At 70.7% G+C, this 25,938-nt stretch carries 26 protein-coding genes and 1 riboswitch; of the genes, 22 read left to right on the forward strand and 4 right to left on the reverse strand.

The annotated features are described in order from the left end of the window. Positions 1–141 precede the first annotated feature (141 nt). The 8 genes from AB0F52_RS13385 to AB0F52_RS13420 all read left to right on the forward strand — a co-directional run bounded on the left by AB0F52_RS13385 (position 142) and on the right by AB0F52_RS13420 (position 6,658). A complete protein-coding gene (locus AB0F52_RS13385; protein WP_360169078.1) occupies positions 142–735 on the forward strand; it encodes a YceD family protein in 594 nt (197 codons plus the stop codon). Between the two features lie 80 nt (positions 736–815). Beyond that, a complete protein-coding gene (gene rpmF, locus AB0F52_RS13390; protein WP_013223689.1) occupies positions 816–998 on the forward strand; it encodes a 50S ribosomal protein L32 in 183 nt (60 codons plus the stop codon). Between the two features lie 13 nt (positions 999–1,011). After that, positions 1,012–1,761 carry a ribonuclease III gene (gene rnc, locus AB0F52_RS13395; RefSeq protein WP_199191749.1) on the forward strand — a complete coding sequence of 250 codons (750 nt, stop codon included), beginning with the start codon at positions 1,012–1,014 and terminating at the stop codon, positions 1,759–1,761. Between the two features lie 87 nt (positions 1,762–1,848). Continuing rightward, positions 1,849–3,204, forward strand: coding sequence for a polysaccharide lyase 6 family protein (locus AB0F52_RS13400; protein WP_360169082.1), 1,356 nt, complete (start codon positions 1,849–1,851; stop codon positions 3,202–3,204). Between the two features lie 42 nt (positions 3,205–3,246). Next, positions 3,247–4,119 carry a bifunctional DNA-formamidopyrimidine glycosylase/DNA-(apurinic or apyrimidinic site) lyase gene (gene mutM / locus AB0F52_RS13405; protein ID WP_360169085.1) on the forward strand — a complete coding sequence of 291 codons (873 nt, stop codon included), beginning with the start codon at positions 3,247–3,249 and terminating at the stop codon, positions 4,117–4,119. Between the two features lie 55 nt (positions 4,120–4,174). After that, positions 4,175–4,609 (forward strand): helix-turn-helix domain-containing protein, encoded by a 435-nt coding sequence (locus tag AB0F52_RS13410; protein ID WP_013223693.1) that lies wholly within the window; start codon positions 4,175–4,177, stop codon positions 4,607–4,609. 316 nt (positions 4,610–4,925) lie between these two features. Continuing rightward, positions 4,926–5,483, forward strand: coding sequence for a hypothetical protein (locus AB0F52_RS13415; RefSeq protein ID WP_360169088.1), 558 nt, complete (start codon positions 4,926–4,928; stop codon positions 5,481–5,483). Further along, entirely contained in the window at positions 5,480–6,658 is a 1,179-nt protein-coding gene (locus AB0F52_RS13420; protein WP_360169091.1) for an MAB_1171c family putative transporter, read from the forward strand. Before AB0F52_RS13415 ends, AB0F52_RS13420 begins: the two co-directional genes overlap by 4 nt. Before the next feature lie 155 nt (positions 6,659–6,813). Here the strand turns inward: AB0F52_RS13420 and AB0F52_RS13425 are convergent, their stop codons facing one another. Continuing rightward, positions 6,814–7,716 (reverse strand): SMP-30/gluconolactonase/LRE family protein, encoded by a 903-nt coding sequence (locus AB0F52_RS13425; protein ID WP_360169094.1) that lies wholly within the window; start codon positions 7,714–7,716, stop codon positions 6,814–6,816. 111 nt (positions 7,717–7,827) lie between these two features. On the opposite strand from AB0F52_RS13425, the gene AB0F52_RS13430 reads away from it, so the two are divergent. The 3 genes from AB0F52_RS13430 (at position 7,828) to AB0F52_RS13440 (ending at position 10,403) form a co-directional block, all read left to right on the forward strand. Beyond that, positions 7,828–8,151 (forward strand): PadR family transcriptional regulator, encoded by a 324-nt coding sequence (locus AB0F52_RS13430; RefSeq protein WP_360169097.1) that lies wholly within the window; start codon positions 7,828–7,830, stop codon positions 8,149–8,151. Further along, positions 8,148–9,359, forward strand: coding sequence for a hypothetical protein (locus AB0F52_RS13435; protein ID WP_360169100.1), 1,212 nt, complete (start codon positions 8,148–8,150; stop codon positions 9,357–9,359). The genes AB0F52_RS13430 and AB0F52_RS13435 overlap by 4 nt, the downstream gene beginning before the upstream one ends. Before the next feature lie 81 nt (positions 9,360–9,440). Next, positions 9,441–10,403, forward strand: a complete 963-nt coding sequence (locus AB0F52_RS13440) for an alpha/beta hydrolase (protein WP_360169103.1) — start codon at positions 9,441–9,443, stop codon at positions 10,401–10,403. 353 nt (positions 10,404–10,756) lie between these two features. Here the strand turns inward: AB0F52_RS13440 and AB0F52_RS13445 are convergent, their stop codons facing one another. Continuing rightward, positions 10,757–11,281 carry a general stress protein gene (locus AB0F52_RS13445; protein ID WP_103343549.1) on the reverse strand — a complete coding sequence of 175 codons (525 nt, stop codon included), beginning with the start codon at positions 11,279–11,281 and terminating at the stop codon, positions 10,757–10,759. 229 nt (positions 11,282–11,510) lie between these two features. Here AB0F52_RS13445 and AB0F52_RS13450 point away from each other — a divergent pair, with 229 nt between their 5' ends. From AB0F52_RS13450 to AB0F52_RS13465, 4 genes are read left to right on the forward strand one after another with little or no spacing between them, the layout of a single operon-like run. Then, positions 11,511–12,857: a glutamine synthetase family protein gene (locus AB0F52_RS13450; RefSeq protein ID WP_360169591.1), complete on the forward strand. Its 1,347-nt coding sequence runs from the start codon at positions 11,511–11,513 to the stop codon at positions 12,855–12,857. Further along, positions 12,838–13,548: a gamma-glutamyl-gamma-aminobutyrate hydrolase family protein gene (locus AB0F52_RS13455; protein WP_360169106.1), complete on the forward strand. Its 711-nt coding sequence runs from the start codon at positions 12,838–12,840 to the stop codon at positions 13,546–13,548. Before AB0F52_RS13450 ends, AB0F52_RS13455 begins: the two co-directional genes overlap by 20 nt. Further along, positions 13,545–14,912 carry an aldehyde dehydrogenase family protein gene (locus AB0F52_RS13460; protein WP_360169109.1) on the forward strand — a complete coding sequence of 456 codons (1,368 nt, stop codon included), beginning with the start codon at positions 13,545–13,547 and terminating at the stop codon, positions 14,910–14,912. Before AB0F52_RS13455 ends, AB0F52_RS13460 begins: the two co-directional genes overlap by 4 nt. Beyond that, entirely contained in the window at positions 14,912–15,679 is a 768-nt protein-coding gene (locus tag AB0F52_RS13465; RefSeq protein WP_360169112.1) for a 3-oxoacyl-ACP reductase, read from the forward strand. The genes AB0F52_RS13460 and AB0F52_RS13465 overlap by 1 nt, the downstream gene beginning before the upstream one ends. Here the strand turns inward: AB0F52_RS13465 and AB0F52_RS13470 are convergent. After that, a complete protein-coding gene (locus tag AB0F52_RS13470; protein WP_360169115.1) occupies positions 15,676–15,873 on the reverse strand; it encodes a hypothetical protein in 198 nt (65 codons plus the stop codon). The two genes, AB0F52_RS13465 and AB0F52_RS13470, sit on opposite strands and share 4 nt — an antisense overlap. 72 nt (positions 15,874–15,945) lie before the next feature. On the opposite strand from AB0F52_RS13470, the gene AB0F52_RS13475 reads away from it, so the two are divergent. From AB0F52_RS13475 to AB0F52_RS13505, 7 genes are all read left to right on the forward strand, one after another. After that, positions 15,946–17,238 (forward strand): helix-turn-helix transcriptional regulator, encoded by a 1,293-nt coding sequence (locus AB0F52_RS13475; protein ID WP_360169117.1) that lies wholly within the window; start codon positions 15,946–15,948, stop codon positions 17,236–17,238. Positions 17,239–17,397: 159 nt separating this feature from the next. After that, a riboswitch (glycine riboswitch) is annotated at positions 17,398–17,491 on the forward strand. A gap of 153 nt (positions 17,492–17,644) precedes the next feature. Then, a complete protein-coding gene (gcvP, locus tag AB0F52_RS13480) occupies positions 17,645–20,476 on the forward strand; it encodes an aminomethyl-transferring glycine dehydrogenase (RefSeq protein WP_360169594.1) in 2,832 nt (943 codons plus the stop codon). Positions 20,477–20,482: 6 nt separating this feature from the next. Next, on the forward strand, positions 20,483–21,574 hold the full coding sequence (gcvT, locus tag AB0F52_RS13485; protein WP_360169120.1) for a glycine cleavage system aminomethyltransferase GcvT: 1,092 nt from the start codon (positions 20,483–20,485) through the stop codon (positions 21,572–21,574). A gap of 13 nt (positions 21,575–21,587) precedes the next feature. Beyond that, positions 21,588–21,965 carry a glycine cleavage system protein GcvH gene (gene gcvH, locus AB0F52_RS13490; RefSeq protein ID WP_360169123.1) on the forward strand — a complete coding sequence of 126 codons (378 nt, stop codon included), beginning with the start codon at positions 21,588–21,590 and terminating at the stop codon, positions 21,963–21,965. After that, positions 21,965–23,239 carry a serine hydroxymethyltransferase gene (glyA, locus tag AB0F52_RS13495; protein ID WP_360169126.1) on the forward strand — a complete coding sequence of 425 codons (1,275 nt, stop codon included), beginning with the start codon at positions 21,965–21,967 and terminating at the stop codon, positions 23,237–23,239. Before gcvH ends, glyA begins: the two co-directional genes overlap by 1 nt. Further along, complete coding sequence (gene lipA / locus AB0F52_RS13500) at positions 23,236–24,237, forward strand: lipoyl synthase (protein ID WP_360169129.1); 1,002 nt, start codon at positions 23,236–23,238, stop codon at positions 24,235–24,237. The genes glyA and lipA overlap by 4 nt, the downstream gene beginning before the upstream one ends. A gap of 14 nt (positions 24,238–24,251) precedes the next feature. Beyond that, entirely contained in the window at positions 24,252–25,619 is a 1,368-nt protein-coding gene (locus AB0F52_RS13505) for an L-serine ammonia-lyase (RefSeq protein WP_360169132.1), read from the forward strand. Positions 25,620–25,643: 24 nt separating this feature from the next. Here AB0F52_RS13505 and AB0F52_RS13510 read toward each other — a convergent pair whose 3' ends face one another. After that, a complete protein-coding gene (locus tag AB0F52_RS13510; protein WP_360169135.1) occupies positions 25,644–25,874 on the reverse strand; it encodes a hypothetical protein in 231 nt (76 codons plus the stop codon). Positions 25,875–25,938 lie beyond the last annotated feature (64 nt).

The following is a 25,938-nucleotide window of genomic DNA, read 5'->3' on the forward strand; positions in this document are numbered from 1 at the left end:
GCGAATGACTCATTCGGGACGTCCGAGGTCCCGAATGAGTCATTCGCGACCCTCCAGGGGCGACCCCCGGACCCGTCACCCGGCCTCGGGTACGCCGTCCCAGCTCAAAGGAGGTGGCGGCCCGTGCGTACCCTGGACTGGATGTCCGAGAACAAGACCCCCCAGCTCGACGACCGCAGCCCGTGGGTGATCGACACCCGTGAGCTCGGCCGTCACGCCGGCCTCAGCCGCGCTCTCACGCGCAGCGTGCCGGTGGAGACGCCGCTCGGCGTCCCCGATGTCATCACCATCGAAGCCGGCTCCGCGCTGGAACTCGACCTGCTCCTCGAGTCCGTCGTCGAAGGTGTCCTCGTCAGCGGCACCGCGAAAGCACTGGCGAAGGGCACCTGCGCCCGCTGCCTCGACCCGCTGACCGAAGAGGTCGAGGTCGAGGTCCAGGAGCTGTTCGCGTACCCGGGGTCGGCCACCGAGGAGACCACGGACGAGGACGAGATCCCCCGGCTGATCGACGACCGGATCGACCTCGAACCCATCGTCCGCGACGCCGTCGTGCTGGCCCTGCCGCTGGCACCGCTGTGCACGGAAGACTGCGCCGGGCTCTGCATCGAGTGCGGCGTCAAGTGGGCCGATCTCGAGCCCGGACACGGGCATGAGAAGATAGACCCTCGGTGGGCCGCACTGGTCGAGCGCTTCGACGAGAACGCGGGCGAAAAGCCTGCGCAAGGGCCCAGCTGAGCAAGCCTGACGAGCGTCCAGCTCGTTCCGGAGGAAAGTTCGCTCGCACCGCGAGCAGACCGTCATAAGGAGATCTACTCGTGGCCGTCCCGAAGCGGAAGATGTCGCGATCCAACACGCGCTCCCGCCGCAGCCAGTGGAAGGCGGCTCCGGTGCAGCTGGTGCCCTGCTCCAACCGCGCCTGCAAGCAGCCGAAGCTCCAGCACATCGCGTGCCCGTCGTGCGGCCAGCACAACGGCCGCCAGGTCGTCGAGCCCGCCTGATCGGGTAGCCGATATGGGGGGCAAGACGCCCGGGGGACCACCAGCCGATCCGGCGCCGTTGCTCGAAGCGCTCGGGGTCGTTCTCGACCCCGAGCTGCTCCGGCTGTCGCTGACCCACCGTTCGTACGCGTACGAAAACGGGGGGCTGCCGCCGAACGAGCGGCTGGAATTCCTCGGTGACGCCGTGCTCGGCCTCGTCGTCACCGATCACCTTTACAACACGCATCCCGATCTGCCCGAAGGTCAGCTCGCGAAGCTCCGCGCCAGCGTCGTCAACATGCACGCACTGGCGCGGGTGGCGCGCGGGCTCGGCGAGGGCGGGCTAGGGGCGCACCTGCTGCTCGGCAAGGGCGAAGAGCTCACCGGCGGACGGGACAAAGCGAGCATCCTCGCCGACGGGCTGGAAGCCGTGATCGGGGCCGTGTACCTCGAACACGGCATCGAGATCGCACGCAAGCTCGTCCACCACCTCTTCGACGGCCTGCTCGCCGAAGCGCCCTTGCGCGGGGCCGGGCTCGACTGGAAGACGAGCCTGCAGGAGCTGACCGCGTCGGCCGGCCTCGGCGTGCCCGAGTACAAGGTCGAGGACACCGGGCCGGACCACCGCAAGGAGTTCACGGCCACGGTGCTCGTCGCGGGCCGTCCCCTCGGCAACGGCGCCGGCTCGACGAAGAAGGAAGCCGAGCAGAAGGCCGCCGAGACGGCCTGGCGCTCGCTGTCCGCCGAACTCGAGGCGCAGAAGAAGGCCGAACCGGAGTCCTGATCAGCGGGAACTCCTGTTGACGCTTTCCCGGAACGCTCAGTAGCGTGTGGACATCCGCCGCCCGCAGCTCACTGAGAGGTTTGGCGGATGCGTCTGCTCTTCGTACCCTTGATCGCCGCGGCCCTCGTCGTCGTGCCCGGACCGGCGGCCTCGGCCGCGCAGGTCCGGGTCACCTCGCTGGCGGCGCTGCAGTCCGCAATGGACAAGGCGAACCCCGGCGACACGATCGCGCTCGCCGACGGGAGTTACCCGGCGGGCTCGACGCTGTCGATCAAGCGGTCCGGCACCGCCTCGGCACCCGTGACGATCGCCGCGGAGCACACCGGACAGGCCACCATCACCGGCTCGAAGACCTTCTCCTTCGCGAGCGGCGTCTCCAACGTGGTGCTCCGGGGGTTCAAGTTCCGGGGCAGCGCGAAGCTGGGCGTCCCGGCCGGCGCGTCGGGCAACCGCCTGACCCGCAACGACTTCCAGCTCACCACCGACGGCAACTGGGTGACGGTCAGCGGCGACGACACCGTCGTCGACCGCAACGTCTTCCAGAACCGCACCAGCCAAGGCGTGTTCCTGCAGATCCTCGGGCCGTCCGGCGCGATGGCGAAGCGCGTTCACGTGCACCACAACTACTTCTACAACCACCAGTTCAGCGGTTCGAACGGTGGTGAGTCGATCAGGCTGGGCCTCAGCGACCACCAGTCGTACACGGCCAACGCGCTGATCGAGAACAACCTGTTCGAGAAGGCCGACGGCGACAGCGAGGCGATCTCGGTCAAGTCGTCGGACAACGTGGTGCGGTACAACACGATCCGCGACAGCAAGGGCTACGTCGTCCTGCGCCACGGCAACCGCAGCACCGTCGAGGGCAATGTGCTCTTCGGTTCGGGTATCCGGTTCCACGGCAACGACCACAAGATCGTCGGCAACTACGTGGCGAATTCCGGCGGCCGGGCGATCGTGTTCGGCTCCGGCAACGAGGCCGACAGCGGGCCGACGAGCAAGCTCCACGACCGCCCGGACCGCGTGACGGTGGCGTACAACACGGTGCTGGGTTCGAACAGCGTCATCGACGGGGACGGCGGCGACTTCAAGCCGAAGGACTGCGTGGTCGCGAACAACATCGTCAAGGGCACGTCGGGGACGCTCGTGACGCTGCCGAGCGGATCGACGGTCAAGTACGAGGGCAACATCACCTTCGGTGGCACGGCAGGCGTTCCGTCGCGCAACGTCGACCCGAAGCTGGTCAAGGACGCGGCCGGGCTGTACCGGCTGGCTTCGGGCAGCCCGGCGATCGACGCGGGCACCGGCTCGTACCCGTACGCCGCGAAGGACTTCGACCTGCAGGCCCGCACGGGCGCGTTCGACGTCGGCGCAGACGAGTACTTCGCCTCCGGGACGACCCGGGTCCCGCTGACCAAGGCGGACGTCGGGCCCACCGCTCCGTAGCGCCGGGCAAAAACTGTCGTACCCGCCGGGCACAATGGCCGTATGCCCGAACTTCCCGAGGTCGAAGTCGTCCGCCTGGGCCTGCAGGCGCACGTCGCGGGGCGGACCATCCGCGAGGCGGAGGTCCTGCACCCGCGCGCCATCCGCCGGCACGCCCTGGGTGCGGAGGACTTCGCGCAGCGGCTCGCCGGCACCCGCGTCGAGGCGGCGCGGCGCCGGGGCAAGTACCTGTGGCTGGAGCTGTCCGACAAGGAGGCGCTGCTGGCCCACCTCGGCATGAGCGGGCAGATGCTCGTCCAGCCGGAGGGCACGCCGGACGAGAAGCACCTGCGGGTCCGCCTGCGCTTCGACGACGACGGGCCGGAGCTGCGGTTCGTCGACCAGCGGACGTTCGGTGGCCTGGCGCTCGACGACCTCAGTGACATCGGCAGCGACGTCCTGCTCCCGGACACGATCGCGCACATCGCCCGCGACCCGATGGACCCGGAGTTCGACCTCGACGCGGCGGTGCGCGCGCTGCGGTCGCGGCGCACCGAGGTCAAGCGGGCGCTGCTCGACCAGACGCTCGTGTCGGGCATCGGCAACATCTACGCGGACGAAGCCCTGTGGCGCGCTCGCCTGCACTGGGCTCGTCCGACCGAAAAGCTGACCCTCGCGAAGGGCCGGGAGCTGCTGTCCGCGGCGTCGGACGTGATGAACGCGGCGCTGGGTGCGGGCGGCACGTCGTTCGACGCGCTGTACGTGAACGTCAACGGGCAATCGGGGTACTTCGACCGGTCGCTGGACGCGTACGGCCAGGAGGGGATGCCGTGCCACCGGTGCGGCACGGCGATCCGGCGGGAGCCGTTCATGAACCGTTCGTCGTTCTCGTGCCCGCGGTGCCAGCCGCGGCCGAGGGCGAACTCGGGTAGATAAAGGGGGTTCGCCTTTCAGCTAGGATGAATGTGCCTGGTAGCTGAGGGAGTGCATCGTGGTCAAGGAGCCCGGAAAGTCGACGCTGGCCGACAAGATCGACCGGCTGTTCCACGTGGTCCGCAGGCCCGATCGGGAGCCGTACAGCAACGAAGAGGTCGCCAAGGCCTGCCGCGAAGCGACGGGCGAGAGCTTTTCGACCACGTACTTGTGGCAGCTGCGCACGGGCCGCCGCGACAACCCGACCAAGCGGCACCTCGAGGCCCTGGCGCAGTTCTTCGGAGTCCCCCCGGCGTACTTCTTCGACGACGAGCAGAGCAGGAAGATCGCGGAGGAGCTGGCCCTGCTGGGCGCCCTGCGTGACGCGGGGGTCCGGGATTTGGCGTTGCGGGCGGTGACGTTGTCTTCCGACGGCCTGGACACGATCAGCGACATGATCGACGCGATCGCCCGGCGGGAGGCCGGTCGCGGCGGCCCGAAGAAGGAGAGCTGAGGGGGAGGAACTCGCCATCGGGGGAGCTGCCGGGCGTTGTCGCGAAGCGCTGGTGCGGGTGGGGATTCGCCTGCGGAGAACCGCGCCGGCGTCTGCCCGTGGGTGCTTGCGGACCATCGCCGTGGGTTCGGGACTTGCCTCACCTCCGTGGGCCGTCGCCCGGTATCGTCGCGAATCGTCGTTCCGGCCGCCGAGCCGCCCGCGGGGCACCGTCTTCCGCGTCCGCGCGTCGGATTTTCGACGGCCGCGCAACCACGGGGGCTCTGCCGCGTTGATCCGGCTGGAACCGTCCGCGGCGTGGTGAAGGAGGGCTGAGGTGGCGCGACCATGGTGGCGGCGGCGACCGGCCCGTTCGCTGTGGCGGCGGGCCCGCCAGGTCGCCGACGGCGTCAGCCTGCCCGAACCGTTCGATGACGAGGACTTCGTCGCGGGCCTCGCCGCCGAGCGCGGGCGCCCCATCGAACTCATGCCGGTCAGCGCTCCCGAAGGCGCGCCGTGCGGGTTGCTGATGAGCACCGAACGCGCCGACTACATCCTCTACCCGACCAACACGACCGCGCTGCACCGGCGGCACATCCTGCTCCACGAGGTCGGGCACCTGCTGTGCGGTCACGTCGGCTCCGACGCAGGCGCCGACGGCGTCGCCATCGATGCCGCCGCCGGACGGCAGCTCATGCCGAACCTTTCGCCGGAGCTCGTCCGGCGCGTGCTCGGGCGCACCACCTACTCGGAGGTCGAGGAGCGCGAAGCGGAACTAGTCGCGAGCCTGCTCGCCCAGCGCGTCGTCCGGCCCGCGGAACCGCGCGAACCCGCGCCCGGCGTCCCGGAAGGCGTGCGGCGCTTCGATTCCTTGTTCGGCCGCCGCACGCCGTGATCGAAACCCTCGCCTACTACCTCTGCACGGCGGGCTTCGCCGGGTTCGGGTACAAGCTGATCGAGGCACGCCGCAGCCAGCCGGTGCGCACGATGTGGTTCCTCGCCGGCTTCGGCACCTGCATCGCCGCCGGCATCCTCGTGCTGACGCCGGCGATGTCGGCCCTCGCCGGCCCGGGCCCGGTGGCCGAGTGGGTGCTGAGCCTGGCCGGCGACGAGCTGAAGCTGGGCGCGATCGGGTTCGCGGTCGCCTTCACACAGTCGGTGTGGCGCGGCGACGGCGCCCGGCTCACCCCGCACGCGCTGTTCACCGCGGCGACGATGGTGCTGCTCGCGGCGTGCTTCGCGCTTTCCGAACCGCGGCGCGTGGGCGACGACACGATCTTTTCGGACGCCGCCCGGCCGTTCGCCATCGGCGACAAGGTGCTGTTCCTGGTGTACAGCCTGATCAGCCTCGGCCTGCTGTTCGCGGTGTTCGTCCGCAGCGCGTGGCACGCGGAGCCGGGACCGCTGCGCGCCGGCCTGTGGCTGCTGGTCGTCGGCGTGGGCGCGGCGGCGGCGTGGACGTTCTGGGATGTGGACGATGTCGTGCAGCTGGCGCGGACGGGGCGGATCGGCGCCCGCGAGGACGTCCCGTCTTCGGTGCTCGCGGCCGTGACGATCGGTTTCGTGACGGCGGGAGCAACGCTCAGCGCGTGGTCACCGGCGGTGTCGTCGCTGGTCGGCCGGGTCCGCGCGTACCGGGCGTACCGCCGCATCGAGCCGCTGTGGACGGCGTTGCGCACGGCGGTCCCGGGCATCGCCCTGGACCCGGGCCGCAAACTGGCGGGTGGCGCGGAGTTCGCGCTGTACCGCAGGGTCATCGAAATCCGCGACGGCCACCTGGCGCTCCGGGCCCACTTCGACCCGGACCTCCCGGCCCGCGCGGAGGCGGCGGCGCGCCGGGCGGGAGTCCGCGAGGCGGAGGTGGCGGCAACGGTGGAAGCGGTAACCCTGGCGGCGGCGATCGAGGCGGGCCGCGCGGGTCGCCGCTTCGCCCGCGAACCCGACCACCCGCCCGAACCGGACACGGAAGCGGACGTGGCCACCGAGGCGGCTTGGCTGGTCCAGGTGAGCCGGGCTTGGCGCCGCCTCGACGCGGTGGTGGAGCGGGTGGAGGAGGCCACGCCCGCCTAGCCACCCCGAACGGCTCGCCGCGGCGCCGGACCACTGCGGCGCCCGGCTCGCTGCGGCGCCCGGACCCACTGCCTGCGGGCGCCCGGACCGCCGCGGCGCCCGGACTGCCGCCGACGGCGCGCCCCGCTGGATGCGTTCCCGACCGCCTCCAGCGCTCAGCGCGGGTAGCGCGCGCCGTTCACCGTCACCCTCAGGGTGTATACCGAGCTCGAAGCCGTGATGAACAGCTCGTTTCCCCGTGCGCCGCCGAACGTGAAGTTCGAACACACCTCCGGGATCCGCAGCTTGCCGATTCTCGTGCCGTCCGAAGCGAAACAGTGCAGGCCGTCGTGCGCCGCCGCCCAGACCTGGCCTTCGCTGTCCACCCTCACTCCGTCGAAGCCGCCGCTGTCGCTCGTCGCGAAGATCTCGCCGCCGGTCAGCCTTCCGTTTTCCGCCACGGAAAACACCCTGATGTGGCTCGGGTCCTGGCGCGTGTCCGCGATGAACAACCGCGACTCGTCCGCCGAAAACGCCAGGCCGTTCGGCCGGCTGAAGTCGTCCGCGGCGATCGTCACCGAGCCGTCCGGGGCCGCGCGGTACACGTGGCAGGCGCCGATCTCGCTCTCGGCTCGGTACCCCTCGTAATCGCTGTCGATTCCGTAACTCGGGTCGGTGAACCAGATTGACCCGTCCGAGTGCTCGACCACGTCGTTCGGGCTGTTCAGGCGCTTCCCCTGGTACTCCGACGCCAGCACCGTGATCGAGCCGTCGTGCTCGGTGCGCGTCACGCGACGGGGACCCTGCTCGCAGCTGATCAGCCGGCCCTGGCGGTCCACCGTGTGGCCGTTCGCGTACCCGGACGGCTGACGGAACACGCCGACCTGGCCCGTTGTCTCGTCCCAGCGCAGCGTTCGGTCGTTCGGGATGTCGCTGAACACCAGGTAGCGGCCGGCCGGGAAGTACGCCGGCCCCTCCGTCCAGCGGCAGCCCGTGTGCAGGCGCTGCGTCCACTCGTCGCCGTTGACGCGCGCGAACCGCTCGTCCAGCAGCTGGAAGTCCGTCTTGATCAGGTCCACCGCTCACTCCTCCTGAAGTTCTGTCAGAAGCATGATGGCCGAACCACCCTCCGCCGTGCACACTACTGTGCAATGCGTGGTACCTTCCCAAGCGTAAGACTGGAGGGTGCAGTGGAGATCAGTCAGCTGCTCAAGGGCGTACTCGATCTCGCCGTTCTCGCGGTGCTCCGCGACGAAGACGGCTACGGGTACGACGTACTGAGAAGACTCCGGGCCGCCGGCCTGGACGAGGTGGGGGACGCGTCGGTGTACGGAACGTTGCGCAGGCTCTACAAGGCCGGCTTGCTGACTTCGTACGTAGTACCCAGCGAAGAAGGACCGCACCGCAAGTACTACAGCCTGAACGAACCGGGCCGGGTCCGGCTGGCGGAGTCCGGCAAGACGTGGCAGAGCTTCGCATCGACGATGAACGTGCTTTTGGGAGAGGCAGCATGAGCGACAAGCCGACGGCCGTGCGGGTGTATCTGGCGCGGGTCCGGACCGCGCTCGCCGACCTGCCCGCGAGCGAGATCGAAGAGATCCTCGAGGACGTCCGCCCGCACCTGGCCGAATTGGAGGCCGAGCTGGGGGAGGGTGCCCGCGTCGAGGCCCTGATCGAACGGCTCGGCTCGCCGGAGAGCTACGCCGCCGAACTGCGCGCGTCCGGTGGGTACCCGGCGCCGGGGGAGGGCGGCACGCAGGTGCTCGTGACGGCCGCGCCCAGTCTGGTGAAGCCGCGGATCGCGTTGTGGGGCCTGGTGTTCTGCTCGCTGGGACTCGCCCTGCTCGCGTTCGGCGCCACCGTCTCGCGCAGCCTGGACGCCTTCAGCGGCCTGCTCCTGTTCGCGCCGGTCTTCTTCGTCAGCCTGGCGCTGCTGCTGCGCGGCGGGATCGAGCCGGTGCTGGCGCTGCCCGAGGTGAGGTGGCTGCGTGCCGCGGTGGCGAAGGGACGCGAGCAGGAGGACGCCGGCAAGTTCCTGCGTTATGCCGGTTCGCTCAAGCCGGCGTGGTGGGTGGTGTGCGCTGTCGTGCTGGTCGCGTTCGGGCTGCTGCTCATGCTGCGGCACCGGAGTGCGGTGCTGCTCCTGCCGCTGCTGATCCTCGCGGCCGTCGGGGCGCTGTGGGCGGGCCCGCGGGTCCGCACCGACCGGCGGCTGCTGTGGATGGCGGTGCCGATCTCGGCGTTCGTCATCGGGGGTGCCCTCGGCGGGTTCGGCATCGCGATCGACCTGTTCGCCCACGGGAGCAGCTACTCGGGTCCGACGTCGTACTCCCCGTCTTCGGTCGACCACTACGGCAACGACCAGCTGACCTACGGCGGCCGCGACGTCGAGAACGTCTACGCCTTCGACGCGGAAGGCAAGCCGCTGACCGAGGTCTACCTCTACGACGAAGAGGGCAGGCCGCTCACCGTGACCCGCTACGCCTGCGAACCCGCGACCGGCGGCACGCGCAAGCTCGGCGAGGACAACCGGTTCCCCCGGCCGAAGATCGAGCAGGGCCTCACCGACGACCAGGGCAACTACAACGGCTACAACGGCCACCGCGGCGCCTGCCGCGAGCTCGCCGGCGTGCCGTTCAGCGCGGCGATCCCGAAGGTGACGGTGCCGGCCGCGACCACCACACCGCCGCCGACGTCACCGACGCCCATGCCGACCAGGTAAGGGGAGGGCCGCTCGGGCGCGTTCACCCGTTCCGAACGCGCCCGAAACGCCGGGCGAACGTGCGCGTGCTGAGCTGGGCCGGTGACGCCATCCACGGACAGTTTCGCCCCGCGCACCCGGGTCGTCCACGGGTACGAGCGCGCCTACCGGATGGCCGGGCGCGGGCCGGCCCTGCTCTTCCTGCACGGCATCGGCGACGACTCGTCGACCTGGCTGGAGCTGCTGGCGTCGCTGTCGGCCGACTTCACGGTGATCGCGCCCGACCTGCTCGGCCACGGCTCTTCGGCCAAGCCGCGCGCGGACTACTCGGTCGCGGCCTACGCGTGCGGCATGCGCGACCTGCTGACCACCCTCGACATCGACCGGGTGACGGTGGTCGGGCACTCGCTCGGCGGCGGTGTGGCGATGCAGTTCGCCTACCAGTTCCCGGAACGGTGCGAACGGCTCGTGCTGGTCGGCTCGGGCGGGGTCGGGGCGGGTGTCCACCCGCTGCTGCGCCTGGCCGCGGCGCCGGGGGCGGGGCTGGTGCTGCCGCTGCTGGGGACACCGCCCGCGGTGGCGGCGCTGCGCGGGTTCGCGGGGCTGCTGCGGCTCTTCGACGACGCGGACCTCGACTACGTGCTGACCCGGTACGCGCGGCTGGTCGAGCCGGGCACGCGCTCGGCGTTCCTGCGGACGCTACGCTCGGTCGTCGACTGGCGCGGGCAGGTGGTCAACATGCTGGACCGGTGCTACCTGACCGAGGGCATCCCGACGCTGCTGGTGTGGGGCACGGAGGACAGGGTGGTGCCGAGCGGCCACGCGCTGCGGGCGCACCGGGCGATGCCGGGCAGCAGGCTGGTGCTCTTCGAAGGCGCGGGCCACTTCCCGCACCGGTCGGATCCGGAGCGGTTTCTCGAGATCTTGCGGGAGTTCTTGGCGGAGACGCCGGCGGCGCGGTACGACCGCGGGCGGTGGGGGAAGCTGCTGCGGGCGGGCCGTCCGGTGGGAGCTTCCGAGACGGCGGGGGCCCTGGACGTGCCGACGGTTTCGTCCGGGACTTGAGCGGGGGCCCGCGCGGGGATTGCCGGGGTGGTTGAGCGAGCCCGGAGGCGGCCTCCTCGGTGATTCCCGGAGGCTGCGTCTTCGGTGAAGAGTCCGTCAGTGGCCGGGAGGTGTCGCCGGCGCGGTACGAACGCGCGCGTTGGGGGAAGCCGCTGCGCGCGGGCCGTCCGAAGCGGTTGTTGGACCCAGCGGGGATCCCGGACGTGCCCGATGGTGTCGCCGGGCACCTGAGCAGCCCCCGTTTTCCACGCTACCGGCGGTCACCGACAGTTTCCCGGGGTTGCCGGGGTAGTTGTCCACAGGCACGACGAAGGCCGCCTCCCGGGGGAGGCGGCCTTCTCGGTCGGGAACCGTCAGTGGCCGAACGCGCTGCGGGCCGCGAGGTCCGCCAGCAGGGCGCGGCCCTTCTCGGCGTTGCGTGGCTGGGACAGGACGTCGTAGCGGCGGGCCACCAGCTGGCTCTGGGAGATGAACCCGCGCTTGTTCCGGTTCGCCGCGTAGCCCAGCGCGCCGAAGAGCAGGTTGAACCCGAGACCGGCGACGAGGCCGATCACGATCGGGACCAGGCCGGCGCCCGGGTTGAGCAGGCTGAGCATCAGGCCGAGGAACAGGCCGAACAGCGCGCCGGACGTCGCCGCGCTGCCGAGCACCTTGCCCCACGTCATCTTGCCCGCGACCCGCTCGACGAGCAGCGGCTCCACGCCCACGATCGTGACGTCGGTGACGGGGAAGTCGGTGCCCGCGAGGTGGTCGACCGCCCGCTGTGCCTGCTCGTAGGACTCGTACGAACCGATCGGCCAGCCGGTGGGCAGGGTCGGCAGCTGGGGCCGCGCCTGCTGCTGTCCGATCGTGGTCTGCTGCGTGAATGCTGTGGTCATCGATCTCACCTCTCTTGTCCCGTTCAACGTGCGGGGACCCCGGTTTCCTCCCGGACGAGCGAATTCACAGGCTCTTCTCAGCCGGGCAACCCGGACAATCCGGCCACGATCGCAATGGCTCAGAAAAATACCTTTTCTCGGGTTGACCCAGCCTACCTCACCGGGTAGGAAGGACCGGCAAAGGATTCGTATCAAACCTTTGGGGCGACGGATGGCACGCAGGCGAGGCATGCTCACGCTCGACGAACTCCGGGCGCGCGTGGACGCGGGCACGATCGACACGGTGCTCGTCGCGCTCACCGACATGCAGGGCAGGCTGCAGGGCAAGCGCTGCTCGGCCGAGTACTTCCTGGACGAGGTCGTCGGCCACGCCACCGAAGCCTGCAACTACCTGCTCGCCGTCGACGTCGACATGAACACCGTCGGCGGGTACGCGCTCTCCTCCTGGGACAGCGGGTACGGCGACTTCGTGCTGCGCCCCGACCTCGAGACGCTGCGAGAGGTCCCGTGGCAGGAGGGCACCGCGCTCGTCCTCGCCGACGTCGAGCGCGTGCAGGGCGGCCCGGTCTCGGTGTCGCCGCGCCAGATCCTGCGCGGCCAGCTCGACCGCCTCGCCGAACGCGGGCTCGCCGCCTTCGTCGGCACCGAGCTCGAGTTCATCGTCTTCGAAGACACCTACGAGGCCGCCTGGGACAAGCGCTACCACGGCCTCAAGCCCGCCAACCAGTACAACGTCGACTACTCGATGCTCGGCACCGCGCGGCTGGAGCCGCTGCTGCGCCGCATCCGCAACGACATGGCCGGCGCCGGGCTCTACCCGGAGTCGGCCAAGGGCGAGTGCAACCCGGGCCAGCAGGAGATCGCCTTCCGCTACACCGATGCCCTGAGCACGTGCGACAACCACAGCGTCTACAAGAACGGCGCCAAGGAGATCGCCGCGCAGGAGGGCAAGAGCCTCACCTTCATGGCGAAGTACAACGAGCGCGAGGGCAACTCCTGCCACATCCACATCAGCCTGCGCTCCACCGAGGGGTGCGCGGTGCTGGCCGGGGACGGCGAGCACGGCTTCTCGAAGCTGATGGAGCACTTCCTCGCCGGCCAGCTCGCCGGGCTGCACGAGCTGACCTACTTCTTCGCGCCGAACGTCAACTCCTACAAGCGGTTCGTGCCCGGCAGCTTCGCCCCGACCGCGATCGCCTGGGGCACCGACAACCGCACCTGCGCGCTGCGCGTCGTCGGGCACGGCGAGTCGCTGCGCGTCGAGAACCGGGTGCCGGGCGGGGACGTCAACCCGTACCTCGCCGTGGCCGCGCTCATCGCCGCCGGGCTCCACGGCATCGAGAACGAGCTGGAGCTCGAAGAGCCCTTCACCGGCAACGCCTACCACTCCGGCCTCGGTACCGTCCCGACCACGCTCCCCGAAGCCGCCGCCGCCCTCGCGGAGAGCGAGCTGGCGCGCGAGGCGTTCGGCGAAGACGTCGTCGACCACTACCTGAACGCGGCGAAGATCGAAATCGACGCCTACAACGCCGCCGTCACCGACTGGGAGCTCGTCCGTGGCTTCGAGCGACTGTAGGCCCGTCATCGGCCTCACCGGCTACCTCGAACCGGCCAAGTTCGGCGTCTGGGAAACCGAAGCCGTGCTGCTGCACCGGGTCTACGTCGACTGCGTCGTCGCGGCGGGCGGCATTCCGGTGCTGCTCCCGCCGGTGTCCGGCGCGTACGACCGGTTGATGTCCACTGTGGACGGCCTGGTGCTCACCGGCGGCGCCGACGTCGAGCCCGGGCGCTACGGCCACGAGCCGCACCCGGCCACCTACGTCCGGCCGGAGCGGGACGCCTTCGAGTTCGGCCTGTTCGAAGCCGCGCGCAAGGGGAGCAAGCCGGTGCTCGGCGTGTGCCGCGGCCTGCAGGTGATGAGCGTCGCCCTCGGCGGCACCCTGGCCCAGCACCTGCCCGAAAGCGCGGGCACCACCGAGCACCAGCCCGCGCCCGCGACCTTCGGCCGGGGCACGGTCACGCTCGCCGAAGGCAGCCGGGCGGCGGCGATCCTCGGCCCCGAAACCAAGACGCTGTGCCACCACCACCAGGCGATCGACCGGCTCGGCGCCGGGATGGAGGCCGTCGGCTGGGCGGCCGACGGCACCATCGAGGCCGCCGAGGTGCCCGGCGAGTTCGTCCTGGGCGTGCAGTGGCACCCCGAGCAGGACACCGACGACGTCCGGCTGTTCCAGGCTCTCGTCGAAGCGAGCAAGGAGAGGAAATGACCACCAGTTTCGACGTGCTCAACCCCGCCACCGAAGAGGTGGTGCGGACGATTCCGCTGATCAGCGCCGAAGAGACCGACGCGGCGATTGCCCGCGCGCAAGCGGCGTTCCCGGCCTGGCGCGACGTCACCCCCGGCGACCGCGCGCGGCTGCTGCGCCGCTTCGCCGACGCCGTCGAGGCCGACATCGAGCACCTCGCGCGGCTGGAGGTCGAGAACTCCGGGCACACCATCGGCAACGCCCGCTGGGAGGCCGGCAACGTCCGGGACGTCCTCGACTACTACTCGGCCGCGCCGGAACGCCTGCTCGGCAAGCAGATCCCGGTCCCGGGCGGCATCAACGTCACCTTCCAGGAGCCCCTGGGCGTGGTCGGCGTGATCGTGCCGTGGAACTTCCCGATGCCGATCGCCGGCTGGGGGTTCGCGCCCGCGCTCGCCGCCGGGAACACCGTCGTCCTCAAGCCCGCCGAGCTGACGCCGCTGACCGCGATCCGGCTGGCCGAGCTGGCGCGCGAGGCGGGCATCCCGGAGGACGTCTTCCAGGTGCTGCCCGGCAAGGGGTCCGTGGTCGGGCAGCGGTTCGTCGAGCACCCGGCCGTGCGCAAGGTCGTGTTCACCGGCTCGACCGAGGTCGGCAAGCAGATCATGGCGGGCTGCGCGGCGCAGGTGAAGCGCGTGACGCTGGAGCTGGGCGGCAAGAACGCCAACATCGTCTTCGCCGACTCCGACCTGGAGAAAGCCGCGGCGACCGCGCCCTACGGCGTCTTCGACAACGCCGGCCAGGACTGCTGCGCCCGCTCGCTGATCCTCGTTCAGGCGAGTGCCTACGACCGGTTCATGGAACTGCTCGAACCCGCGGTGCACGGCGTCGTCGTCGGCGACCCCGGCGACGAGAAGACCGAAATGGGGCCGCTGATCTCGGCCGCGCACCGGGAGAAGGTCGCCGCCTACGTGCCGGACGACGCGCCCGTCGCGATCCGCGGCACCGCCCCCGCGGGCCGCGGTTTCTGGTTCCCGCCGACCGTCCTCACCCCGCCGGACCTGCGTCACCCGGTCGCCGCGGAGGAGGTCTTCGGCCCGGTCGTCGCCGTCGTGCCGTTCGCCGAGGAGGCCGACGCGATCCGGATGGCCAACGCGACCGAGTACGGCCTGTCCGGGTCGATCTGGACCCGCGACGCCGGCCGCGCGTTCCGGGTCGCGCGCGGCGTCGAAGCCGGCAACCTCTCGGTCAACTCGCACTCGTCGGTGCGCTACTGGACGCCATTCGGCGGCTTCAAGCAGTCCGGCCTCGGCCGCGAGCTCGGCCCGGACGCCGCCGCGGCGTTCACCGAAACCAAGAACGTCTTTCTGAGCACGGAGGAGTAATGGTCCAGCGTTTCGAAGGGCGCGTCGCGGTGATCACCGGCGGCGCCAGCGGCATCGGGCTCGCCTCGGCCCGGCGCCTGGCGAGCGAAGGCGCGAAGGTCGTCATCGGGGACCTGACGCCGGATTCGGGCAAGGCCGCGGCCGACGAGATCGGCGGCGCGTTCATCCAGACCGACGTCACCGACGCCGAGCAGGTCGAGAACCTGTTCCACAGCACGGTCGAGCAGTTCGGCTCGGTCGACGTCGCCTTCAACAACGCCGGCATCTCGCCGCCGGAGGACGACTCGATCCTCACCACCGGCATCGAGGCGTGGGACCGCGTGCAGCGCGTCAACCTGACGTCGGTGTACCACTGCTGCAAGGCCGTCCTGCCGCACATGCAGCGCCAGGGTCGCGGTTCGATCATCAACACGGCGTCGTTCGTGGCGGTGATGGGCGCGGCGACGTCGCAGATCTCCTACACCGCGTCCAAGGGCGGGGTGCTCGCGATGAGCCGCGAGCTCGGGGTGCAGTTCGCGCGCGAGAACATCCGCGTCAACGCGCTGTGCCCGGGGCCGGTCAACACGCCGCTGCTCAAGGAGCTGTTCGCGAAGGACCCGGAACGCGCGGCGCGGCGCCTGGTGCACGTGCCGGTCGGCCGGTTCGCCGAGCCGGAGGAGATCGCGGCCGCGGTCGCCTTCCTGGCCAGCGACGACGCCAGCTTCATCACGGCGTCGCAGTTCCTGGTCGACGGCGGCATCTCCGGCGCGTACGTCACCCCGATCTAACGCTTGGTCGGTTTCTTGACGCCGTAGACCTCCCGCAGGTGGCGCCAGGCGGCGTTGAGCTTCTTGCGCTCTTCGGACAGCAGCCTTTCGCGGCGGCGCAGCACGCGGACGGCGATCTCGGAGGCGAGGAAGGCGCCGGCGGCGAAGGTCAGCCCGCCGACGATCAGGGTCAGGGCGATGATGGTGGTGGTCATGGTGACCAGCGTCGGAGCGCCCCGGGCGGGTTGTCCCTGCGCAAAGCTAGCGGGTTTCGTTAGTTTTGTGAGGTGACGCACTGGCGCGCCGACGAGTGGGCGGAAGCGGTCCGGGCCGGCATCCGCTCCCGCGGTCTCTCCCTGGACGAGGCCGCGCGGCGCATCGGCGTCCCGACGTCGACGCTGCGCAGCTGGATCGAGCACCGGCACGCGCCGAAGGTGACGGTGTTCGACCACTGGGCTCAGCTCGCCGAGGTCACCGGCCTGACCGAAGCAGAGCTCCTGCGCGTCGCCGGCGTCCTGCCCGAGTCGCTCGCTTCGCCGGTGCACGTCGCGCAGGCGGCGAAGGCCCTGCGGGAGGGCATCGACCGGGCCGGGCAGTTCCTCCGGCAGGCCACCGCGCTCGTCTACTCCTCGCCCGGCACGCAGGTGGCGAACGCGATCGCGGCGTCGCCGATCGACTGGGAGATGCGGATCCGCTCGGCCACCCGCGGCGACGAGGTCCGCGTCACCTACCACCACTACGTCGGGATCGTGCCGCCGCGGGACTTCCCGTACTCCGACGCCGAGGTGCGGCGGATCCTCGAGCACGACGTCCTCGGCGAGCTGTGGCGGCCGCTCGGGCTGTACTGGCGGGTCGCCGAGGTGCACGACTGGCACGAGCCGCCGCGGCTGGTCATCCAGGTGCCCGAGCAGGAGGCGACCCGGCCGCCCGTGCCGTCGCCGGTCGTCACCGCGCCGCCGGTGGTCGTGCTGTCGCCGATCTGGGGGTACGGCGAGCTGCTGGCGTCCCTGGTCGCCGACGGCCTCGGGTTCGGCAACGTCGACTTCCGCTACTTCGGCCTCCCGGACGCGATGGCCGACCGCGTCCGGATCACCGCCCGCGAGCTGGCCGAGCCCGCGCCGCGGCTGGTGCACTCGGTGCCGCCGATCATGCTGCTGCACGGACTGGCCGTGCCGGACCTGACCGGACGGCTCCCGGTGGTGGTCCGCTACGGCCCCCGCATGCGCGCCCGCGCGGCGCGTATCTACCGCGAGCCGCTGCTCGAAGCGGGGTTCGACGACCCTGAAGAAGGCGCCCGCGCGATCGAAGAGGCGATTGCGGTCCCGCCGGGCTGCGCGTACTTCGAGGTCACCCTGGCCGATGAGGACGTCTTCGACGGCGACCGCCCCTCGCTGGACCGGCTCAACGACTCGGTGGCGTGGCACGCCGAGCAGCTCGTCGAGCAGGTCCTGCTGGGCGCGGGCCTGCCCCCGGTGCCGCTCGGCGGCCCGCTGAAACGCCTGGTCCTGCCCTCGGGCCGGGTCCGCCGCCCGCCCGCGCTGGCCGGCCGGGTGGTCCGCCGGATCGCCGGGACGCAGTGAATGACTCATTCCTGACCTCCGGCGCGAGGAATGAGTCATTCACTGCACCGAGGCGGCGGTCGAAGCGGGGTCGAGGATCACTGTGGTGTTGGCCGGATGAAGTAGACGCCCGCGGGAAGCGCCGGGTACCGTAGCCGCCACAACTGCAGATCGGGCCGTCGAGCCGAGGCGGGAGAGCCCTCACGAAGTCGGTGGGGCACCGAAGGAGCAAACTCCCCGGAATCTCTCAGGTACCTGCTACCGCTTCGTGCGAGGCCACTCTGGAAAGCAGGCGCACCCGCGCCTCACCCAAGGTGAAAGCCGTGCTGTGTCCTCGAAAGCAGCACGGTGAAACTCTCAGGTGCCATGACAGAGGGGGAGTTCCCAGCGCACCGTTCTGCCCGGTGCCCGGCCCGAGGAGCTCCCCATCACGTCTACGCAGTTCGACGCCCGCCACATCGGCCCGTCCGAGGCCGAACGCGCGAAGATGCTGGCCGAGTGCGGCTACGGCAGCCTGGACGCCCTCGTCGGTGCCGCCGTCCCGAGCGCCATCCGCGCCACCCGTGACCTGCGGCTCCCGCCCGCCGCGTCCGAAGAGGAGGCCACCGCGGAGCTGCGCGCCCTCGCCGCGCGCAACCGGCCGATGACGCAGATGATCGGCCTGGGCTACTCCGACACCGTCACCCCCGGCGTGATCCGCCGCAACGTCCTGGAGAACCCGGCCTGGTACACCGCGTACACGCCCTACCAGCCGGAAATCTCCCAGGGCCGCCTCGAAGCCCTCCTCAACTTCCAGACCATGGTCGCCGACCTGACCGGCCTGGCCACCGCGAACGCCTCGCTGCTGGACGAGTCGACCGCCGTCGCCGAAGCCGTCACGCTGATGCGCCGCGCGTCGAAGGCCAAGTCGAACAAGGTCGTCCTCGACGCCGAGTGCCTGCCGCAGACCATCGCCGTCGTGCGCACCCGCGTCGAAGCGCTGGGCATCGAGGTCGAGGTCCGCGACCTGCTCACCGGCCTGCCGGAGGAGTTCTTCGGCGTCGTCGTCCAGTACCCGGGCGCGTCCGGCGTGCTGCGCGGCCGCGGCTTCTACCACGCGATTTCCGAGTCGGCGAAGGCCGCGGGCGCGCTGTTCACCGTCGCCGCCGACCTCCTCGCGCTCACCCTGGTCACCGCGCCCGGCGAGTTCGGCGCCGACGTCGCCGCCGGCTCGACCCAGCGCTTCGGCGTCCCGCTCGGCTACGGCGGCCCGCACGCCGGGTACATGTCGGTCCGCGCCGGCCTCGAGCGTTCGCTGCCCGGGCGCCTGGTCGGCGTCTCGGTCGACGCCGACGGCAACTCCGCCTACCGGCTCGCGCTGCAGACGCGGGAGCAGCACATCCGCCGCGAGAAGGCGACGTCCAACATCTGCACCGCGCAGGTCCTCCCGGCCGTGCTGGCCGCGATGTACGCGGTCTACCACGGTCCGGACGGCCTGAAGAAGATCGCCCAGCGCGTCCACGGCCTCGCCGCGGGCTTCGCCGACGCCCTCCGCAAGACCGGCGTCGAGATCGTGCACGAGTCCTTCTTCGACACCGTCGTCGCGCGCGTCCCGGGCCGGGCCGCCGAGGTCCACGCGGCCGCTCGCGAGGCCGGGATCAACCTCGGGCACGTCGACGCCGACCACGTCCGGGTCGCCTTCGACGAGGTCAGCACCCCCGCGATCACGGCGAAGGTCCTGCGCGCGTTCGGGGTCGGCGGGGACGTCCAAGACGGCGTCGCCCTGCCCAGCGGCCTGGCCCGCGAGAGCGGCTTCATGGGGCACGAGGTCTTCGGCACCCACCGCTCGGAGACGGCGATGCTGCGTTACCTGCGTCGCCTGGCCGACCAGGACTACGCGCTCGACCGCGGCATGATCCCGCTCGGCTCCTGCACGATGAAGCTCAACGCCACCACCGAGATGGAGCCGATCAGCTGGCGGGAGTTCGCGGGCATCCACCCCTTCGCCCCGGCCGAGGACGCTGCCGGCTACCACACGCTGGTCGCCCAGCTGGCCGAGTGGCTGGCCGAGGTCACCGGCTACGACCAGGTGTCGCTCCAGCCGAACGCGGGCAGCCAGGGCGAGCTCGCCGGCCTCCTCGCGATCCGCGCCTACCACCGCGCGAACGGCGACGAAGCCCGGGACGTCTGCCTGATCCCGTCGTCCGCGCACGGCACGAACGCCGCTTCCGCGGTGCTCGCCGGCATGCGCGTGGTCGTCGTGAAGTGCACCGACGAGGGCAACGTCGACCTGGCCGACCTGCGGGCCAAGGTGGACGCGCACCAGGACACGCTCGCCGCGATCATGGTCACCTACCCGTCGACGCACGGCGTGTACGAGCACGACATCGACGAGCTGGCCAAGATCGTCCACGACGGCGGCGGCCAGGTGTACGTCGACGGCGCGAACCTCAACGCCCTGCTCGGGCTGGCCAAGCCGGGCGAGTTCGGCGGCGACGTCTCGCACCTGAACCTGCACAAGACCTTCTGCATCCCGCACGGCGGTGGCGGCCCGGGCGTCGGCCCGGTCGCGGTGCGCGCGCACCTCGCGCCCTACCTGCCGAACCACCCGCTGCTCGACGCCGCCGGCCCGGAAACCGGCGTCGGCCCGATCAGCGGCGCGCCCTACGGCTCGGCGTCGATCCTGCCGATCTCCTGGGCCTACGTCCGGATGATGGGCGCGCCCGGCCTGACCGCGGCCACCAAGGTCGCCGTGCTGGCCGCGAACTACGTCGCCTCGCGCCTGGCGCCGCACTACCCGGTGCTCTACACGGGCCAGGACGGCCTGGTCGCGCACGAGTGCATCCTCGACCTGCGCCAGATCACCAAGGAGACCGGCGTGACGGTCGACGACGTCGCCAAGCGGCTCATCGACTACGGCTTCCACGCGCCGACGATGTCGTTCCCGGTGGCGGGCACGCTGATGGTCGAGCCGACCGAGTCCGAGGACCTGGGCGAGATCGACCGCTTCATCGCCGCGATGATCGCCATCCGCGGGGAGATCGACGAGGTCGCGAACGGCAAGTGGAGCGCCGAGGAGTCGCCGTTGCGGGGTGCCCCGCACACCGCCGAAACGCTGGTCGGCGAGTGGGACAAGCGCTACGACCGCGAGCTTGCCGTGTACCCGGCGGGTGTTTCGCGGAAGAACAAGTACTGGCCCCCGGTGCGTCGCATCGACGGCGCCCGCGGCGACCGTAACCTCGTGTGCTCCTGCCCGCCCCTCAACGCTTACGAAGGCTGAGCCCAAGTGTCTCGCGAAACTTCCCTGCACGGAGTCCACAAGGGACTCGGTGCGCTGTTCACCGACTTCGCCGGCTGGTCCATGCCGGTCCGCTACGCCAGCGAGCTGGCCGAGCACAAGGCCGTCCGCGAGGCGGCCGGGCTGTTCGACCTGTCGCACATGGCCGAAATCCACGTCACCGGCAAGCAGGCGGCCGACGTCCTGGACTTCGCGCTGGTCGGCAACCTGACCGGGGTCAAGCCGGGCCGGGCGCGGTACACGATGATCTGCAACGCCGAGGGCGGCGTGCTCGACGACCTGGTCGTCTACCGGCTGGCCGACGAGCACTACCTGGTCGTCGCGAACGCGGGCAACGCGCAGGTCGTCGCGGACGCGCTGCAAGAGCGGGTCGCGGGCTTCGACGCGGTCGTGGACGACCGGTCCGAGACGACCGCGCTGATCGCCGTCCAGGGCCCGAAGGCCGTCGAGATTCTGGGCGCCGTGACCGACGCCGACCTGGACGCGCTGAAGTACTACGCCAGCGTCCCGGCGTCGGTGAAGGGCCACGACGTCTTGCTGGCCCGTACCGGCTACACCGGCGAAGACGGCTTCGAGCTGTTCGTCGACGCCGACGAGGCACCGGCGCTGTGGCGGCTGCTGCTGGAGGCCGGCGAGCCCCACGGCCTGGTCCCGGCCGGCCTCGCCTGCCGCGACACGCTGCGGCTCGAAGCCGGGATGCCGTTGTACGGCAACGAACTCACCGTCGGGCAGAGCCCGTTCGAAGCCGGCCTCGGCCGTGTCGTCAAGTTCGAGAAGCCGGGTGACTTCGTCGGTCGCGCGGCCCTGGAGGAGCGGGCCAAGGCGGACGTTCCGCGCGTGCGGGTGGGGCTGAAGGGCGCCGGTCGCCGCGCTCCCCGCCACGGTTACGCGGTGCTGGCCGACGGCACCGAAATCGGCGAGGTCACCAGCGGCGCGCTGTCGCCGACGCTGGGTTACCCGATCGCCATGGCGTACGTCGATCGGGCGTACGCCGAGCCCGGCACCGAGCTCTCCGTCGACATCCGGGGCAGGATCGAGCCCGTCGAGGTCGTCGCCCTGCCCTTCTACTCCCGCGCGTAAAGGACTGCCAGCTGTGAGCATCCCCGAGAACCTGAAGTACACCAAGGAACACGAGTGGCTGTCCGTCGAGGACGGTGTCGCCACCGTCGGCATCACCGCCTTCGCCGCCGAATCGCTCGGTGACATCGTGTTCGTCCAGCTGCCCGAGGCCGGCTCGAACATCACCGCGGGCGAGGTCTTCGGCGAGGTCGAGTCGACCAAGTCGGTCAGCGAGCTGTACGCGCCGGTCTCCGGCGAGGTCGTCGAGGTGAACGGCACCACATCGGACACCCCCGAGGTCATCAACTCCGACCCGTACACCGAAGGATGGCTCCTGAAGGTGCGTCTGACCGGGGACGTGCCGGACCTGCTCGACGCGGCCGCGTACGCCCAGCTCACCCAGGAGAACTGATGACGACTTTCGACGCTCACCTCGCCGACGTCGACCCCGAGGTCGCCGCGGCGGTCGCGGACGAGCTGACCCGTCAGCAGTCCACCCTGGAGATGATCGCCTCCGAGAACTTCGCCCCGGTGGGCGTGCTCGAGGCGCAGGGTTCGGTGCTGACCAACAAGTACGCCGAGGGCTACCCCGGCCGCCGCTACTACGGCGGCTGCGAGCACGTCGACGTCGTCGAGCAGCTCGCCATCGACCGCGCCAAGGCGCTCTTCGGCGCCGAGCACGCCAACGTCCAGCCGCACTCGGGCGCGCAGGCCAACGCGGCCGCGATGTTCGCCGTGCTCAAGCCGGGCGACACGATCCTCGGCCTCGACCTGGCCCACGGCGGGCACCTGACGCACGGGATGAAGATCAATTTCTCGGGCAAGCTTTACAACGTCGTCGCCTACCACGTCGACAAAGAGACCGGGATCGTCGACCTGGCCGAGATCGAGCGCCTCGCCGTCGAGCACCGGCCGAAGCTGATCATCGCCGGCTGGTCCGCGTACCCGCGTCAGCTCGACTTCGCCGAGTTCCGCCGCATCGCCGACCTCGTCGACGCGCGTCTCATGGTGGACATGGCGCACTTCGCCGGGCTGGTCGCGGCCGGGCTGCACCCGTCGCCGGTGCCGCACGCCGACATCGTCACCACGACCACGCACAAGACCCTCGGCGGCCCGCGCGGCGGTTTGATCCTGTGCCGCCAGGAGCTGGCGAAGAAGATCAACTCGGCGGTGTTCCCGGGCCAGCAGGGCGGCCCGCTGGAACACGTCATCGCGGCCAAGGCCGTCGCGCTGAAGATCGCCGCGAGCGAGGAGTTCAAGGAGCGCCAGCAGCGCACCCTGGAGGGCTCGCGGATCCTGGCGTCCCGGCTGTCGCAGGAGGACTGCGCTTCGGCGGGCGTACGGGTGCTGACCGGCGGCACCGACGTCCACCTGGTGCTGGTCGACCTGGTCCGGTCCGCGCTCGACGGCCAGCAGGCCGAGGACCGGCTGCACGAGGTCGGCATCACGGTCAACCGCAACGCCGTCCCGTTCGACCCGCGCCCGCCGATGATCACGTCGGGCCTGCGGATCGGCACGCCGGCGCTGGCCACCCGCGGTTTCCAGGCGGACGACTTCGCCGAGGTCGCCGACGTCATCGCGGAAGCGCTGAAGCCGGACTTCGACGACGCCGTGCGGTCGAAGCTCCGCGACCGCGTCGAGACGCTGGCGAAGAAGCACCCGCTGTACGCGGACCTCGCGCGATGAGCGCGCTGCCCGAGGGCCGGAAGCTGCTGCGTCTCGAGGTTCGCAACAGTGAGACGCCGATCGAGAAGAAGCCGCCGTGGATCAAGACGCGGGTGCGGATGGGGCCGGAGTTCACCGAGCTCAAGGGTCTGGTTCGCCGCGAAGGTCTCCACACCGTCTGTGAAGAGGCCGGTTGTCCCAACATCTACGAGTGCTGGGAAGACCGCGAAGCGACGTTCCTGATCGGCGGGGACCAGTGCACGCGGCGGTGTGATTTCTGTCAGATCGATACCGGGAAGCCTGCGGAGCTGGATCGTACTGAGCCGCGGAAGGTCGCGGAGTCGGTGCAGGCGATGGGTTTGCGGTATTCGACGGTCACCGGCGTTGCCCGGGATGACCTGGAAGACGGTGGTGCCTGGCTGTACGCGGAGACCGTGCGGCAGATTCACGACCTGAACCCGGGTACGGGTGTCGAGTTGCTGATCCCGGATTTCAACGCCGACCCGGCGCAGCTGGCTGAGGTGTTCGGTTCGCGGCCGGAGGTGTTGGCGCACAATGTGGAGACAGTGCCGCGGATCTTCAAGCGGATCCGTCCCGGTTTCCGCTATGCGCGATCCCTCGAGGTCATCACTGCCGCACGTGAAGCGGGTCTGGTGACGAAGTCGAACCTGATCCTGGGCATGGGTGAGACGCCGGACGAGGTCGCTCCGGCGATGCAGGACCTGGTCGACGCCGGGTGCGAGATCCTGACGATCACGCAGTACCTGCGTCCGTCGCCGCGGCATCACCCGGTGGACCGGTGGGTCAAGCCGGAGGAGTTCGTGGAGCACTCTCGCGCCGCGGAAGCGATGGGCTTCGCCGGTGTCATGGCCGGGCCGCTGGTGCGCTCTTCGTACCGCGCGGGACGGCTCTACGCGCAGACCAAGGGTTACCGTGGGGAGGAGCTGCCGGAGAACCTGCGGCACCTCGCCGACCAGGGCCCGGCCGCGCAAGAAGCCAGCTCCCTGCTGGCCCGATAGGAAGGGGCGGATCAATGGCGATCAGCGTCTTCGACCTGTTTTCCATCGGCATCGGCCCGTCGAGCTCCCACACCGTCGGGCCGATGCGGGCGGCACTGACCTTTGTGGACGGACTCGGCGCCGACCTGGACCGCACCGCGCGCGTCCAGGCCGAGCTGTTCGGCTCGCTCGGCGCGACCGGCTTCGGCCACGGCAGTGACAAAGCCGTCCTGCTCGGGCTCTCGGGCGAGCGTCCCGAAGAGATCGACACCGACACCGTGCCGGTGCGCGTCACGGAGATCCGCGAGTCCGGCCGGCTGCTTTTGGCCGGGACGCACGAGATCGCGTTCGACGAGGACACCGACCTCACGATGCACCGGCGCAAGTCGTTGCCCGCGCACCCGAACGGCATGGTCTTCCGCGCGTTCGACGCGGCCGGTGAGCTGCTGCGCGAGCGGACGTACTACTCGGTCGGCGGCGGCTTCGTCCGCGACGAGTCCTACGAGACGGACGCGGTGTTCGTCGAGGACTCGACACCGGTGCCGTACCCGTTCCGCACGGGCGCGGACCTGCTCGGGCACTGCGCGTCGACCGGGCTGCCGATCAGCGAGATCATGCTGGCGAACGAGCTGTCCTGGCGCACGCGCGAGGAAGTCCGGGACGGGCTGCTGGCGATCTGGGCGGTCATGGCGGAGTGCGTCCGCAACGGCTGCACGCACGAAGGTGTCCTGCCGGGCGGCCTGAAGGTGCCACGCCGCGCGAAGGCGCTGCACGAGAAGCTGCTGGCCGAGGACGGCTTGGACGACCCGCTGTACGCGATGGACTGGGTCAGCCTGTACGCCCTCGCGGTCAACGAAGAGAACGCCGCGGGCGGCCGCGTGGTCACCGCGCCGACCAACGGCGCCGCCGGGATCATCCCGGCCGTGCTGCACTACTACCAGCGCTTCATCCGGCACTCGACCGACGACGGCATCGTCAAGTTCATGCTCACGGCGGGCGCGATCGGCTCCATCCTCAAGCAGACGGGCTCGATCTCCGGCGCCGAGGTCGGCTGCCAGGGCGAAGTCGGTTCGGCCTCGGCGATGGCGGCGGCGGGCCTCACGGAGGTGCTGGGCGGCAGCCCGGCCCAGGTGGAGAACGCGGCCGAGATCGGCGTGGAGCACCACCTCGGCCTGACGTGCGACCCGGTGGGCGGCCTGGTCCAGATCCCGTGCATCGAGCGCAACGCGGTGGGCGCCTCGAAGGCGATCCACGCGGCCCGCATGGCCATGCGCGGCGACGGCAGTCACGTGGTGACGCTGGACAAGGCGATCAAGACCATGCGCGAGACGGGCGCGGACATGAGCGTGAAGTACAAGGAGACGGCCCGCGGCGGCCTGGCGGTGAACGTCATCGAGTGCTGACCGCTCGCGGCGGCCGGCGCGCCCTCACTCCGGCCCGTCCTCCGGCTCCACCGCCAGCTTCAGCCCCACCTCCACGAGCGTCCAGCCGAACTGCTGTCTCTTCGTCCCCGCTCGTCGGCGGGGTGTCGCGCGGCCGGGTGGGCGGTTGCGCACGCCGTGGCGCAACTCGTTCTCCCGTTCGTGGACCAGGTCCTCGGCCATCAGAAAGTGCACCGGATCGCCCCCTGCGTCGATGTTCGGTGTCGGTCGCTCCATCGTCGCTCACCGTGGCCGTCCGGATCCACCGGTTTTCCGCGCGGCGAACACCGGCGCGAACGGC

Origin of the sequence: Amycolatopsis sp. NPDC024027, from assembly GCF_040638975.1 — a bacterium.
GTDB lineage: Bacteria > Actinomycetota > Actinomycetes > Mycobacteriales > Pseudonocardiaceae > Amycolatopsis.

Bases quoted from the DNA above. Each gene is read 5' to 3' on its own strand.
- AB0F52_RS13385 (WP_360169078.1), top strand. From the start codon at position 142: ATGTCCGAGAACAAGACCCCCCAGCTCGACGACCGCAGCCCGTGGGTG.
- rnc (WP_199191749.1), top strand. From the start codon at position 1,012: ATGGGGGGCAAGACGCCCGGGGGACCACCAGCCGATCCGGCGCCGTTG.
- AB0F52_RS13400 (WP_360169082.1), top strand. From the start codon at position 1,849: ATGCGTCTGCTCTTCGTACCCTTGATCGCCGCGGCCCTCGTCGTCGTG.
- mutM (WP_360169085.1), top strand. From the start codon at position 3,247: ATGCCCGAACTTCCCGAGGTCGAAGTCGTCCGCCTGGGCCTGCAGGCG.
- AB0F52_RS13435 (WP_360169100.1), top strand. From the start codon at position 8,148: ATGAGCGACAAGCCGACGGCCGTGCGGGTGTATCTGGCGCGGGTCCGG.
- AB0F52_RS13445 (WP_103343549.1), bottom strand. From the start codon at position 11,281: ATGACCACAGCATTCACGCAGCAGACCACGATCGGACAGCAGCAGGCG.
- AB0F52_RS13450 (WP_360169591.1), top strand. From the start codon at position 11,511: ATGCTCACGCTCGACGAACTCCGGGCGCGCGTGGACGCGGGCACGATC.
- AB0F52_RS13460 (WP_360169109.1), top strand. From the start codon at position 13,545: ATGACCACCAGTTTCGACGTGCTCAACCCCGCCACCGAAGAGGTGGTG.
- AB0F52_RS13465 (WP_360169112.1), top strand. From the start codon at position 14,912: ATGGTCCAGCGTTTCGAAGGGCGCGTCGCGGTGATCACCGGCGGCGCC.
- AB0F52_RS13470 (WP_360169115.1), bottom strand. From the start codon at position 15,873: ATGACCACCACCATCATCGCCCTGACCCTGATCGTCGGCGGGCTGACC.
- glyA (WP_360169126.1), top strand. From the start codon at position 21,965: ATGACGACTTTCGACGCTCACCTCGCCGACGTCGACCCCGAGGTCGCC.
- lipA (WP_360169129.1), top strand. From the start codon at position 23,236: ATGAGCGCGCTGCCCGAGGGCCGGAAGCTGCTGCGTCTCGAGGTTCGC.
- AB0F52_RS13505 (WP_360169132.1), top strand. From the start codon at position 24,252: ATGGCGATCAGCGTCTTCGACCTGTTTTCCATCGGCATCGGCCCGTCG.
- AB0F52_RS13510 (WP_360169135.1), bottom strand. From the start codon at position 25,874: ATGGAGCGACCGACACCGAACATCGACGCAGGGGGCGATCCGGTGCAC.